Here is a 13,982-nt window from a genome sequence, read left to right on the forward strand (position 1 = left end):
CCATACAAACCGTGGGGGACGATATGGACGACGAGAAGCCGATCACCGAACAGGCGCTGGACACGATCACCACCGCCGTGGAGGCAACCAGCGAAGCCGCAGTCACCGCCGTCAAGAAGGTCAGGAAAGCCGCCAAGAAGGTCGCGAAGAAAGTAGCGCCGAAGAAGGCTTCCAAGAAGAAAGCCAAGAAGGCATCCAAGAAATCTGCGAAGAAATCTTCGAAGAAGGCTGCAAAGAAGTCGTCGAAGAAAGCGGCCAAGAAGGCTGCAAAGAAAGCCACCAGGAAGTCCGCGAAGAAGGCGGCCAAGTCGAAAAAGAAGGCCAAGCGCTGATCGCAGCGCTCGAGCAGGTCTCCGGGTACGGGCGCGCCCGGAGACTTCTCCCGCCCCTACCCTCGCCGCTTGGCTGCGCGCCGGCCCGGGTGATGCTCGCCTTGCGGATCACGAAATTCGCTGCGATGGCCGCGCCGGTCCTCCTTGGCGAAGCGCCTCCGCTTCTCGGATGAGCCGAACTGCTTGATCACCTTCCGGCCGTTGACCTTCTTGATGACATAGCCGCCTTCCGTCATCGAGAACGGTGCCTTGAGCGACCCCATATGGTCGAACTTGGTGCCGCGGGGATGCTCGAACGGTTCGAACCAGGACGGATAGACGAAGTTCGACATAGGAAAGCCGTTGACGAGAAAAGACTCCTCTTCCACGGCGTCGCAGACCTCGTAGGCATATTGGGTGTGCCGAGTCTTGTCGGCCCACAGATTGGCCATGGGATCGAGCACCATCTCGAACAGTTCGTGCGAGGCCGCCAGGCTGACCGGATCGTCCTCGCCGAGTGCCTTCAGAAAGATCTTTGAGATCGGCTGGCCGCGGTGCGTCAGCTCGTGCCGCCCGAGGAAGTTCTTGTGGGTGGCGTCGTCAAAATAGAGCAGCTGCCAGTCCGTCGGCTTCGGGTTGCGGGTGACGTCGAGATCGATGGGATAGCCCCAGACCGGCAGGAAATGCTCGTCGTAGCATTTCTGGAGCGCCGCCGTGAGCCTCCCCATCATCCGCTCGCTCATCATCTCCTCGGCGTAGTTGATGCAGGCAATCCGGACCGGCCTCAAGGACCTGCCGAGCAGTGCACGCCGTGCTTTTTTCATGGAAATCACCTTGCCAAAGGGAAGCTGAAATCAGTCCAGCCTAGCACGAGCCGCACGTCAGGGATGTATTCCGACGTACTGGCTTGCCTGCCTAGAAACGCCGATTGACCACGAACACCGCTGCTGCGCACATCGCCATGCCGGCAATCGCCAGCGCATCGAGCTTCTCCCCGAACAGCAGATAGGCCATCAGCGCCGTGACGGCGGGCACGAGGTAGAACAGGCTCGCAACCGAGGTCGCAGCTGCGTGGCGGATCAGCCAGTACAACAGCCCGATCGATCCGATCGAGAGCGCCACGGCGAGCCAGGCAAGCGCGAGCACGAACTCCCGCGTCCAGTGCACCACGCGGTCCTCGAACAGGAAGGCGCCGACCGTGAAGAAGACGGTGACGGCGATATATTGCACGAGATTGCCGGCGCGCCAGTCGATGTGGTTGCAGTAGCGGCGCTGATAGAGCGTGCCGAGCGTGATGCTGATCAGCGACACCACCGAGGCGAGCCAGCCGAGCCCCGCCTCGCCGGTCATCGGACGGCCGTGCAGGATCAGCGCTACACCGCCGAGGCCAAGCACCAGCCCCGCCCATTGCACCGGCGTCACGCGTTCGCCGAGCCAGCGGTTGGCGATGGTCGAGGTCAGGATCGGCTGAAGGCCCGGAATCAACGCCGAGAGTCCGGCCGGGATCGAATGCGCGATCGCAATGGCCGTGCCGCCGAGATAGAAGCCGTGGACGAGAATGCCGGCAACGGCGCTATGCGCGACGTCGACACGGTCCGGCCATTTCGGTCGCGCAATCGCTGCGATGATCGCCATCAGGCCGACCACGATCGCCATGCGAATGGCGAGATAGGTCAAGGGATCGGCGTTGTTGATGATGTATTTGGTGCCGATGAATCCGGTGCTCCAGAGCACGACGAACAGGATCGGTGCGGCGCGGGCGGTCAGGGCTTCTTGATTATGGTTCATTGCCGCCCTCATTGCCCGACCGGGGCCTGTGCGGCAATGCGAATTTCCAAACGAGCGATGCTGCGCTGCGACGGACAGCGGGAGCGCAGCTCAGCCGCTCACCATTCTTCCGGACAGGGGTCGATGATCTTCCAGAGCTCGACACCGTTCTTGATCTTCTTCATGTCGGTGGTGAGCCCGCCATTGCGGCGGATCCAGTCCTTCACCGTGTTGGGGTAGTAGGACATCAGGTCGGACGTCCCCTCCGCGCTGGTGACCTTGATGCCGAAGGTGAAGGCCTTGTCGTAATAGGCCTGATGGAAGCCGAGGCTGGCGCGCGGCGTCACGCAGATCTTGTTCATCGGCACCATGCCGAGCACCAGGGTGCAGGCCGAGTTGCAGATGCCGTCGATGATGACGCGCTCACCCTTCTCGCGGACGCGCTTGTACTTGGCCTTGTACTCCTCGACGTAGCCGCCGTGGTCACGGGTGATGTGCAGCTCGGCGCGCGCCGGCGTGGCGGCGGCGACGGAGAGCAACAGCAGGCTCAAAAGCGTGATGCGCATGGTGCGTGACGGCGAAAGCCTTCAGGAATGAACCGGCCTCGAAGGACCCCCAAAGGGCCGGCGACAGGATTCTTAAGCGAATTCTCTTTGGCCATACTTGTGTGGGGAATTCGTTAAGCATCCCGAAAAGGCCAAAAATGGGCAGCCAAGGACCCGCTTCCGGCAATTCTGTCACACCCACCCGGGAATCTGCGGGTTTGGCCCTGATTTCGGGGTGCCGGACGGGTGTCCCAGCGGCTCGAAATGGCTATAAACACCTAACCTATTCGCGGGTTCCGGAGAATCGAGATGAGCACGTTGAAGCTTGTAGCCGCGGTTGCTGCCCTGTCGGCCGCAATCCTCGCCCCCAGCCTTGCGGAGGCGCGTGGACACCACCGGTACCACCGCCACTACACCAACCCGCTGCCCTACCCGATCAGCTATCTGCACAATTACGGGCCCGGCGTTACCCCCGGCACCTTCGCCTTCTACGATGGCCCGTCGAACAACCGCTGCTACCAGAGCTCGGCCACCTATATCGGCCAGGACGGCCGCCGGCACCCCTGCTTCTGAGGCGCGCTGGCGCGTCCTCTGCGGGTGCCGCTATTTGGCGGCGCCCGACAGCAGCAATTGCTTCTCGATCTCGTAGACCGGCAGCTTGACGAGGTCCTTGCCGACCTCGCCCTGAAGCGCCTTGCGCACCACGACCGAATAATCGGCGCGGATCATCCCGAGCGCGCGTGGTGAGGCCACCATGGTCAGGGCCGAGGTCTCGCCCGCGCTGACGGCGGCATCGAGCCGGCCGGCCAGGTTCCGCAGGAAGGCACGCTCGGCCTCATCGTGCCAATCGGTCTGCTCGACCGAGCTGCGCGCGCCGCCGACGGCGGCGTTCAGCCGGCCCGGCGCATCGGTCCCTTGCGCACTGGTCGAGGGATTGGGCTGCTCGTGCACCTCCCGGGTGTGGAGGTTCGGAAACATCTCGTCGCCGAGGTTTTCCAGAATGAGCGCCTTGCGCCCGTCGCACACGATCAGCCAGTCACCCTTGTCTATTCTCATCTTGTCCATTGCACAGCTCCAGGCAATCTCGCGAGCCTGCTCTTCGAATTCCTCGAAGCGCTGGCTACGGCAAGACTAGGGATGAAGTCGCGCCGGCGAATTGCGCAGGATCGCAGATGAACGCAATGTCCTGCCAGGCAGCGCCAGTGCAAGCGCAGCATTGGTCACGCGCGCGAACCTGGGATAGTCTTGCGAAGCGAAAGGTCAGGTCTGCGGCGAGCTTTGCTGAAGATTTGTTCATCAGCATTACATTTCGGTTCCGCCACAATTTGATCAGAACAACTTCGATATCCTGTATTGCGTAAGCAGAGGAAGACATCATGAATCTCAAGACTGGCCTCGTCGCCGCATCCCTGTTCGGTGCCATCATGGCATCACCGGCGGCGTCCGCCATGCCCATCGCGCCCGCACCTGCGACGCCGCAGGTCTCCGACGTCGAGCAGGTCCGCATGGTCTGCGACGCCTGGGGACGCTGTTTCTGGCGCCCGAACTATTATGGGTATTACGGCCCGCGGCCGTATTACGGGCCCCGATATTATGGGTATGGGCCACGCGCCTATGGGCCTCGCTATTACGGACCACGCTATCGCCGCTGGTGATTTCCAAAGGGGCCCTCTCGGGCCCCTTCGCTTTTGCGAGATCGCGCGTTGCGTCCATTCGCGTACCCGCGGCTTGCGTGGAGCGATTCCAAAACTGATCTAGATCAAAGATGAAATTCGATGCGCCGTCATTCTACATCGATGGCGGATTTCATTGTTTTCCGATGCCCCCAGACGGGCATGAATGTGCAGACGCATCTCGAGAGGCAGCCAAGGCCTGACGAGCGGAGCCTTGACGAGCGAAGGCCTGACGAGCGGGGGCTTGAGGGGCGGCGGCTCGAGGGGCGGAGCTTCGAGTCCTTCGCCTGTCCCGCCTGCACGCGTCTCCATTTCATCGACCTCGCCTCAGGCCAACCGATGAACCGGGACCGTTGACGGTGACATCGACCCGCCGCGCCGCGTGGCATGATGTCCGCAATACTACGGCCCGGAATCCGGTTTACTGAATCATCCTGTTTCGCCATTGATTGCGATGTATCGATTTTCATTTAATTGTCACATTTCAGCATTCGGCCAGAAGCATGTTCTTCGACGCTCTCGCCCCCTCCTCCGCGCTCCAGTTGATCCGGTTTTCCGATGTCGACGCGTTTCGGCCGGCTGAGTCGATGGAAGACGCCCGCAGCATTCCGCTCGACGTCGCCAACTTCGCTGCGGCGCGTGCGATCGTGAACCTGCCGGGGTGCCGGATCATCGTGGCGAGGTCGTTTGCGCGGATTCTCGATACCGCCTATCGCGCACCGGGCGGCATGGTGATCCTGCCGATGACCGACGACCTGCGCGCCAGCTCGAGCGGGATCGAACTCGACTCGCGCTTTTTCATCGCCTTGCGCGGCAATCATCATTGTCATTTCGTCGAGCATCAGACCAATTACCACGCGCTGATCATGTTCTCCCCCGCGCTCAGAGATCGCGGCTGGTTTGATCGCGCCGATACATTGTGGGTTCGCATCGCGGACCCCGTGGCGCATCTCTACGCGCGTCAGCTTGTTCTCGACATCCTGCGGACCGCGTCCGTAGAGCCGCACATGTTCGAAACCACCGAGGTCGCCGCGCATCTCCAGGAGGGTCTGCTGCTCGCCTTCGACGACCTGTTTCAAATCGACCCGTTGTCTGATCGCACCGCCCCGAATGCAGGCGCGCGATCAGCCAGGCTCGTGCAACAGATCGACGATTACGTCTCGGCCTATCCGACCGCTCCGATCTATACGGCCAATCTCGCCGGCGAGTTGGGCGTTTCGGTCCGAACGCTCGGCGGCGCGGTGAGCAAGGTGCGCGGCATGAGCCTGCATCAATACATCCGCCTGAAGCGGCTGTGGGCCACACGCTCGCGGCTCCTGAAGGGCGGCGGCGCGACGGTCGCCACGTGCGCACGCGCCCAGGGATTTCATCACCTCGGCGAGTTTGCCGCGGCCTACCGCGCGACCTTCCACGAGGCGCCCTCCGACACGCTGGCACGGGCCCGGCACACCTGCCGTTCCGCGAGCTGACATCACAGGCGCAACGCCGATGGCTCGCCTTGACCACGCGTCGGGCGGCTATGGAACAGGTTCCCTCGAACGACGTTGTCAGGTCCGAGCAGTGCGCCGCCAGCCAGCCCCGGGGGCGCGCTGAGAAACCCCGCGCGCCCTACGCGCGGGGTTTTTCTCGCCGTCAACCAGGTGGTTCAGGGAAAAGAATGTCCATCAGCCGCAATCTATTGTTTCTGATCATCGGCGCTCTGGTCGTCACCGCAGCCGTGCTCGGCTACAACCTCTACCAAGCGAAGAAACAGCCCGACGGCCTGCAGATCAATGTCGGCCCCAATGGGCTGAAGATCCAGGGCAAATAAGGGGACCCGCGGATTGAGCCGGCCGGGGCCTGGAGGCTCCAGCCTGACAAGTGGCGCGCTCGGAGAGATTCGAACTCCCGACCCTCGGAATCGAAATCCGATGCTCTATCCAGCTGAGCTACGAGCGCCCCGGCCCGGGTATTGGGCCGCAACCGAGAAGCGCCGGACCGCTGCTGGCAAGCCAGCGCACCGGACGGCGTTCGAATAGGTTCGAATTAGCAGAGAGATTGACCAATTAAAAGCCCTCCCCGTCTCGTTTCGAGACGGTCGGAGGCGCCCTTACCAGGTTGTGTTGAAGAGACCGAAATGGGGCTGCTGCGCGACCAGCATCATCGACCGGCCCTGATACGGCGCCGGGTGCGCCCTGGCGACCTTGCGCTTGGGCTGAGCCTGGATGTGAGGAGTCTGCCCCTGAGGAATCTGAGACTGCGCCTGAACTTGCGGCTTGGCCTCGGTCTTCCTGGCCGCAGCGGCGTTGGCCTTCAGGGCCGGCGTAAACTGGGCGAAAGTCTCGCGCACCCGCGCCTTGGCCGACATCTCGGCCAGCTCTGGCGAAGCAGCCTCCTGCACCGGCGGCTGAGGCACAACGACCGCGGCGGTCTTCACTGCGGGTGCGGCAATCGTCGGCTGGCTGGTGTCGAGCACGACACGCTCAGGCAAATGGCGATCCGACCGGATCCGGATCAGGGGCTGATCGTTGCTTGCGCTGACAATGGCCCGTGCATCCGGTTGCGATGGCAGAACGTAATCCGCCACGAACAACAGTGCGAGCAACGCTCCACCGACGAAAACGAAGTACCTGAAAATGGGCATCGGCCACGCTCCGCCCCCCGCATCCCCGCGTGGGCTCTTCGCCTTAAACCGGCGATACTCTAATTGGTTCCTGCACCCGGCCCTTGGTTCAAATGGCAACGCCAAGTTTTTCGGCCAAGGCCTGCGGACAGTAACTTTTCCGCTACCGGGAACTCCGGGCGTTACGCGCGCCGTGCTGCAACCAGCGAACACTTCGCCTGATCGGCGTTAACGTTGATGAAGCCGACAGGGATACGGGCAAAGGTCTTGCGGCTCTTCATCGTTACCGTGTCGGCAAGCACGCGGCTACGGTCGGTGAGATGACTGCCATCGCGTCGCGTGAACGCGCAGACGATCTCCAGATCCTTAACGGCATAGTCATTGTCGTTTCGCAGCGTGAACGTCACCAGCGCCTTCGAGCCGAGCCCGCCACGGCGCCAGGTCTGCGATGAGATTTTGAGGCGATCGAGTTCTGCCGCAGCTGGCGCCTGAGCTTCGACAATCGGCGAGACCGCCGCCGCCGTACTGCCCGGAGGTGCCGGTTCGACCGTTGCCACGTCAGACTTCACCGGCTCGGTGCTGTTGCCCCTGGAGAGCGGCAGCAGCATCCACACCCCGCAGCCGACGATGATCGCCGCTAGTAGCCAGAGCAGGCTTCGCCCGAACGAGACGCTCGCGATCGTCACGGCTCGCGCCAGGCGCTCGCCGCTCCCGGCGAAACGTCCCCACCCGATCCGATCAAACCTGGCGTTCATGGCTGTATCACCGACCGCGGCCTGGGCTCGTTCGACGACGGACTCGACCACTGCTTACCTTAATCCGGGAGACGAACTAAGGTTCCCGCGCTCATGCCGAGTCGGCAAGGACGGTGGCGATCACCAGCCGGGGCCGCTAACATGCGCTGCAACATCGAAGACCCCGTTGGGAGAACATGAAATGCCAGTCGTCGTCACTTGGGATCACGTCCATCTGCGCAGTCCCGATCCGGAGGCCACAGCGGCCTGGCTGCGGGACATCCTCGGCGGCGAGATCGTGCGCGCGCCGGGACGGATCGACGTGAATCTCGGCGGCGCAAAGATCTTCATCGCATCGCTCGAGGGCGACAACGCCGTCAACCCGCCGCCGCCGCACCCGCATCAGGGCCTCGACCATCTCGGTCTCACCGTGAAAGACATCGACGCCGTCGCGGCCGAGATCAAGGCCAAGGGCGTCACCTTCACGCGCGAGCCGACCACGATCCGGCCCGGCGTGCGCATCTGCTTCATCCGCGGCCCGGAAGGCATCTCCATCGAGCTGCTCGAGCGCGACAAGAAATACACCTAACGCGGCGCCGCATCTGAGGTCGACGAGAGGCCGGGCGTGCTGTCGCCCGGCTAACTCATGCTGCCAGGCATAAAGCAGCGGATGGCGACGCCCATGTAGCCGTAGATCGGCCACACCATGGTGCGCCCGACCCGGTTCGGCTCCGAGATGACGGCCTCCTCGGGCACGTCAACCCAGACGAGCTCCTGCTGCTGGCCGTCGAGCACGTGGCCCAGGCGCGGGATGCGGACACGATAATGTCCATCCTTGCTCTCCCAGTCGGTGTCCGAGAGCGCCGAGCCGTCGGCATCGGAACAGCAAGGCCCCTTGCCGCTGCGCAGGCTGTCGAACCACGCCTTCAATTCGGCATTGGTGTTGACGAACTGGCCGCGGTCGCGCGCATGCCCCGAGGGGGCAGCGAGCGCGATCAGGGCCAGGGCGCAAGTGAGGCTCACCATGCTTCGCCAGCGTGGCGCGCCGCCAGTCGGCCGTTGTGTTTCGCAAATCGTGGGACGCACACTGTACAGACGCGGCTCATCGCCGCCGGAATCGATCCAGTTGCTCACGTTTGTCTTGCTCCAGCACCCCGCGGCCAGTGCAACAATGGTTATGCATTTCGCGGGCCAACTTGATTCGCAACGACTGGCCTCGCCTCATGATCAGACCGTCATGGTGGTGTCATAGACAAGCCGGGACAACTACGGCTGGCGGCGGCAGCAGGCCGGCAAACTGCCGCGTTGCGTGCGGGAACGCGCTTTGGCATAAAAGCTCTACCGGTTACGCCGTTGGGCGATGGCGGCCGGCCTGTGGGACGTGATGAAGAACGGCCTCTATTCGATTCACGTGAACCTGCTCGACGGTCGAGTCGGTAAGGGCAGCGGCGTGATTCTTTTTCGCGACGGCAAGATCCTTGGCGGCGATGCGTACCTCTATTACACCGGCAGCTACGTCGTGAAGGACGACCACACCTTCAAGGGCGAGGTGCTGGTGCAACGGCACACTTCGCCGCGGGGCGATGACAATCCGCTGTTCGGCGGCCCTGCCCCGGTCGGCATCGGCGTCAGCGGGACCTACACGGACACCCGCGCCGAGATGACGGGCACAGCGCTCGTCGGCAAGGCCAGCCTGATTTTCGGCGCCACGCTGCACAAGCTCGCGGAAGCTGATTAGGCGCGGGACTATTCCGCAGCCTGCTCGAGCGGCGCGGTGCGCGGCAGGATGATCTGGATGCGCGTGCCCTCGCCCGGCTCGGAATCGAGATCGAGCCGCCCGCCGAGGCGGTTCGTCACGATGCTGTAGACGATGTGCAGTCCGAGGCCGGTGCCGCCCTGGTCGCGCCGCGTGGTGAAGAACGGATCGAAGGCGCGGCGGCGGACGTCGAGCGACATGCCACAGCCATTGTCCGAGAAGATGATCTCGACATTGTCCTTGCCGGACTCGCGCACCTGGATGTCGATGATCCCCGGCCGGCCGTCCGGGAAGGCGTGCGCCACCGAATTGAGAAACAGATTGGTCAGCACCTGGCCATACGGGCCGGGATAGCTGTTCATGGTCAGGCTCGGCTGGCACTCGACGTTGAGCGTCAGATTGTGTTTGCGCAAGCCCGGCCGCAGGCTCATCACCACCTGCTCGGTGAGGTCGCCGAGATCGAAGCTGCGCTGGTCCGAGTAGTTGCGGTCGGCCGCGACCTGCTTGAACGACTGGATCAGCTCGGCCGCGCGGTTCAGATTGGAGACGAGCTGCGAGGACGCATCGCGGCTGGTGTTGAGGAAGTCGTTGAGCGTGGAGCGACGGAGCTCGCCGCGCTCGACTTCGGAGGTGAACATCGCGGTCTTGCGCTCCAGCGCGGATGCGACCGTGAGGCTGATACCGACGGGATTGTTGACCTCGTGGGCGACGCCGGCGACGAGCCGTCCGAGCGCGGCGAGCTTCTCCGCCTCGATCAGCGAGGCCTGGGTCTCGCGCAGGTTTCGCAACGCGGTCTCGGCGGATTCCTTGGCTTTGCGCATCTCCTGCTCGCCGCGCTTGCGCTCGCCGATGTCGAGCGCCACGGTGACGATCCGCTCGATCTCGCCGTCGGCATCGAGCAGCGGCAACTTGTTGACCAGCCATTGCCGCATGTTGCCGGAGGAATCCTTGTATTCCTCTTCGTAGAAGCCGAGACCTTTTCGAAGCCTGAGCACCCGCTTGTCGTTCTCGTCGGTCTTGGCTGCGCCGTAGCGCGACATCAGATCCGCGGTGGTGCGGCCGAGCGCATCGGCGGGCTCGATGCCGAAGATGCCGGCCATGTAGCGGTTCATCAGCACGTAGCGCAGCTCGCGGTCCTTGACGTTGATGACCGCGGGCACGGTGTCGATGACCTGCTGGAGCAGGCGCCGTCCTTCGGCGATGGCGTCTTCCGCCCGCTTCTGGTCGGTGATGTCGCGCAGCGTGCCCTCGTAGCGGACGATGTTGCCCGCCTCGTCCTGCACGCCCGTGGCGCTGTCGGACAGCCACAGGATGTTGCCGCTGCGCTGGCGCACCTGGTACTCGAACTCGCGCACGATGCCGTCGCGCGCCATCAGCCGCTGATATTCGGCGCGCGCCTCGGGGTGGACGTAGATGGTGTGGGCGATGTCGTTGATGCTGTCGATGAGCTGCTGCGGGCTGTCATAGCCCATCATCCGCGCCAGCGCCGGATTGGCGTTGAGGAGATCGCCGGCCGGCGTCGTGACATAGATGCCGTCGACCGAGCCCTCGAACAGTTTACGGTAGCTCTCTTCGGCGAGGCGCTGCTCGGTGAGCGCCCGCACCGCCGCCTCGCGCGCCGTGTCGGCCTCCTCCAGTGCGCGGCGGAACACTTCGGCCGCGCGCGCGATGTCGCCGATCTCGTTGTCGAGGTCGGCCGACGGGATCGAGGTGTCCTTCTCGCCCGCTGCGAGCGCGCGGATGGATCTCGCGATCTTCGCAAGCGGCCGGACGGTCCGCCGCACCACGAAGCCGGCCGCGAGAATGCCGATCAAGACGCCGATGGTGCCGAACACGATGCTCTGCCACCGCGCCTCCGTCAGCGTGCGGGCGAAATCGCGCGACAGCACGTGGCCGCGCCGGGCGCTGACCTCGCGCAGGAGTTCCGTGACGCGGCCGATCAGGCGGCCCTCGGTGCCCAGCACCTCGCGGTCGATATCGGCGATCTGCCGCTCCCGGACCGCCACCGCGATGATGGCCTCGGCATAGTCGTTCACGGCCGTCTTCAGCCTGGCGTCCGCGATGTCCATCGCCCGCATCCCCTGTGCGGCCTGCTCGGCGGCGGACGGGTTGCGCGCGAGCAGCCCGAGTGCGATCCGGCTCTGCGATTCCGACAGGCGGGAGGCGAGCTCGCGGTCCGCCGCGGCTCCGACGGCCACGTCGAACCGGTCGCGCAGCGGCGGCAGCCCGGCGAGCAGCTGGGCGCGGCGGTCGATCAGGGTCGAGATCCGCTCGAGGCCATTGCGATAGGTCGCAAGGCGCTCGGTGACCCCGTCGATCATGTCCTGCTGCTCGGGCGCGAGCTCGATGCGGGTCTTCCTCAGGATGTCGTTCAGCGTCGAGGCCGCCTCGCCGACCTGCTTGAACTGGGTGCCGGCGCCGGGATCAGTGACGAAGTCGCGCGCGGCGAGCCGCAGCTCGTTCATGCGGCGGTCGATGTCCTCGGCCAGGTCGCCGACGCTCTGGAGCCGCTGCAACTCGGCGAAGGTCGTATCGATGTGCCGGATCGCGATCACGCTCGCGGTCGAGGTGACGATGATCACGGCCAGCACCAGGAGGAAGCTGCCGAAGGTGAGCTGGCCGATGGAGAGCGAGAATGTTCGCTTTTTCTCAGGGGTCGGCGTCAATTCGGCGGACATTGGGGCTTTTGAGGACCGGGCTATTGGAGGCCCAATATACGATGGTTTGCGGCCCCGGGGGAACATGCCTCTAGCCGTTGAATATCCTTAATATCGCGAGCCCGCCGCCCTTCTCCCCACCTGATTATGACGTTTTGACGCTGACCGGCCGCCGGGCCGGAATCGTCATGGCGGCGACGCCGAGGACGACGCAGGCAAGCCCGATCCAGGCGGTCCGGCTCAGGGTTTCGCCGAGGAAGGCGACGCTGATGGCGACCCCGATGGGCACGCGCAGATACGCCTGTGCGGTGGTGCCGACCGAGCCCAGCGTCTGGATCAGGCGGAAGTAGATCGCGAACGCCGCCGCAGTCGAGAAGGTCGCCAGCGCGAGCAGCGCCAGCACGGAACTCAGCGAGGGCGACAGCGTCCAGGGCTGTTCGACGATCAGCGAGGCCGGGATCAGCGCCGCCGCACCCGCCAGCAGCGAGCCGGCAGCCGGTGCCATCGGATCGAGACCTTTGAAATTGCGGCCGAAGATCGCGGCGCAGGCGTAGCAGATGGTGGCGGCGACGATGGCAGCCTCCGCGACGAGGCCACTGCCGACGTCGTGGAAAGCGTCGACGCCGACGATCAGCAGGATGCCCGCCATGCCGGCGACCACGCCGAACAGTTTTCGCGGCGTCGTCACCTCGTGGCGGGTGACGACGGCCGTGAGCAGGAAGGTGAAGATCGGCCCGGCCGAGTTGAGGATGGTCGCGAGCGACGCGTCGACATGACGCTCGCCCCAGGCGATCAGCGTCCAGGGGATGACGCTGTTGAGCACGGCCTGGAACGCGAAGCGCTGCCAGGTCGCGGCATCCGTGGGCATCCTGATGCCGCGTGCCCACATGACGACGAGCAGCAGCAGCCCGGCGATCGTGGTGCGCGCCGCGATCAGCGTGATCGGCGGAATGGTGGCGACGCCGAGCTTGATGAAGGTGTAGGAGCCGCCCCAGAGCGTTGCGAGCGCGACCAGCAGCGCCAGCTCGACGGCGATGTTGGGGTCCCGTCCCTGATCCATTTTGCTCGTCCCGTCCATTCGCGATGGACGGAACCTAGCGCGTCCGCGGCCGTCAATACTTCGTTTGATATCGAAGTATCCTAGCCAACCGCCCCGACCTCGAACACCTCGCCGTCATAGCCGGCTTCACGGGGAATGCGGAGCTGGCGGCCGCGTTCGGTCTTGGTCATGACAGGCATCACCGTGACGATCGACATGCCGCGGGCGTGCTCCAGCGCGGCGCCCACGCTGCCCTGCTTGGCGAGCCGGATCAGGTTGCGCGTGGTCGGGAACGGCAGCTTGAAGCGGCCGCTCTCGCCGCCCTCCACCGCCTCTCGCGGCGACACCCAGATCGAGTCGGTGGACTCCCGGCCGTCATGGGCGCCGAGCTGATCGGGCGGTGCGGCCGCGAGGAAGAACCAGGTGTCGAACCGCTTCGGCATGCCCTCCGGCGTGATCCAGTGTGCATAGGGCACGAGCGTATCGAGCGCGAGCTGGAGGCCGTTGTCGGCGAGGATACTCAGGAAGCTGATCTTGTGCTCGTTGAGGGCGACGCGATGCTTGTCGGCGATCTCGCCGGCGCGCCTGGCATCGATCGGCGTACCCGCGCCCTTCGCCCCTGCCAGCAGGATGCCGCTCTCCTCAAAAGTCTCGCGGATCGCGGCGATCCGAAAACCGCGATCCGATTCACTTAAGGCTTCGCCGCCCGAATAGAGGTCAGCACGGGCGACGATCTCGTTGTCGCCGGCATCGACGCTGCCGCCGGGAAACACCAGCGCGCCCGAGTTGAACTCGATCTGATGATGGCGGACCATCATGAAGACTTCAATTTCCTTTGCGCCGTCACGGAGCAGAAGGATGGTCGAAGCCGGGCGTGATGCTGATGTCCCTGGCATTC

At 64.4% G+C, this 13,982-nt stretch carries 18 protein-coding genes and 1 tRNA gene; 8 read left to right on the forward strand and 11 right to left on the reverse strand.

Translation table 11 applies throughout. The annotated features are described in order from the left end of the window. Positions 1-23: 23 nt before the first annotated feature. Positions 24-332, forward strand: coding sequence for a histone (locus CT676_RS16310; RefSeq protein WP_167768064.1), 309 nt, complete (start codon positions 24-26; stop codon positions 330-332). A gap of 56 nt (positions 333-388) precedes the next feature. On the opposite strand, the gene CT676_RS16315 is transcribed toward CT676_RS16310, so the two are convergent. From CT676_RS16315 to CT676_RS16325, 3 genes are all read right to left on the reverse strand, one after another. Continuing rightward, positions 389-1,135, reverse strand: coding sequence for a hypothetical protein (locus CT676_RS16315; protein WP_063982651.1), 747 nt, complete (start codon positions 1,133-1,135; stop codon positions 389-391). Between the two features lie 91 nt (positions 1,136-1,226). Continuing rightward, the gene (locus CT676_RS16320; protein WP_028153619.1) at positions 1,227-2,099 is read right to left on the reverse strand and encodes a DMT family transporter; all 873 of its coding nucleotides are present in this window, start codon (positions 2,097-2,099) and stop codon (positions 1,227-1,229) included. Positions 2,100-2,197: 98 nt separating this feature from the next. Beyond that, entirely contained in the window at positions 2,198-2,644 is a 447-nt protein-coding gene (locus CT676_RS16325; RefSeq protein ID WP_063982650.1) for a hypothetical protein, read from the reverse strand. 288 nt (positions 2,645-2,932) lie between these two features. Between CT676_RS16325 and CT676_RS16330 the strand changes: the two genes are divergently transcribed. Beyond that, positions 2,933-3,196 carry a hypothetical protein gene (locus CT676_RS16330; protein ID WP_063982649.1) on the forward strand — a complete coding sequence of 88 codons (264 nt, stop codon included), beginning with the start codon at positions 2,933-2,935 and terminating at the stop codon, positions 3,194-3,196. A gap of 30 nt (positions 3,197-3,226) precedes the next feature. On the opposite strand, the gene CT676_RS16335 is transcribed toward CT676_RS16330, so the two are convergent. Beyond that, a complete protein-coding gene (locus CT676_RS16335; protein WP_071912919.1) occupies positions 3,227-3,688 on the reverse strand; it encodes a host attachment protein in 462 nt (153 codons plus the stop codon). Between the two features lie 311 nt (positions 3,689-3,999). Here CT676_RS16335 and CT676_RS16340 point away from each other — a divergent pair, with 311 nt between their 5' ends. From CT676_RS16340 to CT676_RS44045, 4 genes are all read left to right on the forward strand, one after another. Continuing rightward, on the forward strand, positions 4,000-4,278 hold the full coding sequence (locus CT676_RS16340) for a hypothetical protein (protein WP_038945498.1): 279 nt from the start codon (positions 4,000-4,002) through the stop codon (positions 4,276-4,278). Positions 4,279-4,419: 141 nt separating this feature from the next. Next, positions 4,420-4,653, forward strand: coding sequence for a hypothetical protein (locus tag CT676_RS45230; RefSeq protein WP_135214938.1), 234 nt, complete (start codon positions 4,420-4,422; stop codon positions 4,651-4,653). A gap of 146 nt (positions 4,654-4,799) precedes the next feature. Next, complete coding sequence (locus CT676_RS16350; RefSeq protein WP_135214939.1) at positions 4,800-5,765, forward strand: helix-turn-helix domain-containing protein; 966 nt, start codon at positions 4,800-4,802, stop codon at positions 5,763-5,765. Positions 5,766-5,953: 188 nt separating this feature from the next. Continuing rightward, the gene (locus tag CT676_RS44045) at positions 5,954-6,106 is read left to right on the forward strand and encodes a hypothetical protein (RefSeq protein ID WP_167768065.1); all 153 of its coding nucleotides are present in this window, start codon (positions 5,954-5,956) and stop codon (positions 6,104-6,106) included. A gap of 51 nt (positions 6,107-6,157) precedes the next feature. Here CT676_RS44045 and CT676_RS16355 read toward each other — a convergent pair. The 3 genes from CT676_RS16355 to CT676_RS16365 form a co-directional block, all read right to left on the reverse strand. After that, positions 6,158-6,234: transfer RNA gene (locus tag CT676_RS16355), tRNA-Arg, on the reverse strand. A gap of 151 nt (positions 6,235-6,385) precedes the next feature. Beyond that, complete coding sequence (locus CT676_RS16360; protein ID WP_135214940.1) at positions 6,386-6,919, reverse strand: hypothetical protein; 534 nt, start codon at positions 6,917-6,919, stop codon at positions 6,386-6,388. A 161-nt stretch (positions 6,920-7,080) separates the two neighbouring features. Further along, positions 7,081-7,653: a hypothetical protein gene (locus CT676_RS16365; RefSeq protein ID WP_166097179.1), complete on the reverse strand. Its 573-nt coding sequence runs from the start codon at positions 7,651-7,653 to the stop codon at positions 7,081-7,083. A 181-nt stretch (positions 7,654-7,834) separates the two neighbouring features. Between CT676_RS16365 and CT676_RS16370 the strand changes: the two genes are divergently transcribed. After that, positions 7,835-8,221 (forward strand): VOC family protein, encoded by a 387-nt coding sequence (locus tag CT676_RS16370; protein WP_085405489.1) that lies wholly within the window; start codon positions 7,835-7,837, stop codon positions 8,219-8,221. A gap of 50 nt (positions 8,222-8,271) precedes the next feature. On the opposite strand, the gene CT676_RS16375 is transcribed toward CT676_RS16370, so the two are convergent. Then, on the reverse strand, positions 8,272-8,766 hold the full coding sequence (locus CT676_RS16375) for a hypothetical protein (RefSeq protein ID WP_135214942.1): 495 nt from the start codon (positions 8,764-8,766) through the stop codon (positions 8,272-8,274). Between the two features lie 250 nt (positions 8,767-9,016). Here CT676_RS16375 and CT676_RS16380 point away from each other — a divergent pair, with 250 nt between their 5' ends. Then, a complete protein-coding gene (locus tag CT676_RS16380; RefSeq protein WP_063986297.1) occupies positions 9,017-9,370 on the forward strand; it encodes a GrlR family regulatory protein in 354 nt (117 codons plus the stop codon). An 8-nt stretch (positions 9,371-9,378) separates the two neighbouring features. Here CT676_RS16380 and CT676_RS16385 read toward each other — a convergent pair whose 3' ends face one another. The 3 genes from CT676_RS16385 to CT676_RS16395 all read right to left on the reverse strand — a co-directional run bounded on the left by CT676_RS16385 (position 9,379) and on the right by CT676_RS16395 (position 13,980). Next, positions 9,379-12,066 carry a PAS domain S-box protein gene (locus tag CT676_RS16385; RefSeq protein WP_135214943.1) on the reverse strand — a complete coding sequence of 896 codons (2,688 nt, stop codon included), beginning with the start codon at positions 12,064-12,066 and terminating at the stop codon, positions 9,379-9,381. A 124-nt stretch (positions 12,067-12,190) separates the two neighbouring features. Further along, on the reverse strand, positions 12,191-13,105 hold the full coding sequence (locus CT676_RS16390; protein ID WP_135214944.1) for a DMT family transporter: 915 nt from the start codon (positions 13,103-13,105) through the stop codon (positions 12,191-12,193). A gap of 80 nt (positions 13,106-13,185) precedes the next feature. Continuing rightward, on the reverse strand, positions 13,186-13,980 hold the full coding sequence (locus CT676_RS16395; protein WP_135214945.1) for an NUDIX hydrolase: 795 nt from the start codon (positions 13,978-13,980) through the stop codon (positions 13,186-13,188). Between the last annotated feature and the right edge of the window lie 2 nt (positions 13,981-13,982).

This window comes from Bradyrhizobium sp. MOS001 (genome assembly GCF_004634465.1).
Classification (GTDB): domain Bacteria; phylum Pseudomonadota; class Alphaproteobacteria; order Rhizobiales; family Xanthobacteraceae; genus Bradyrhizobium; species Bradyrhizobium barranii.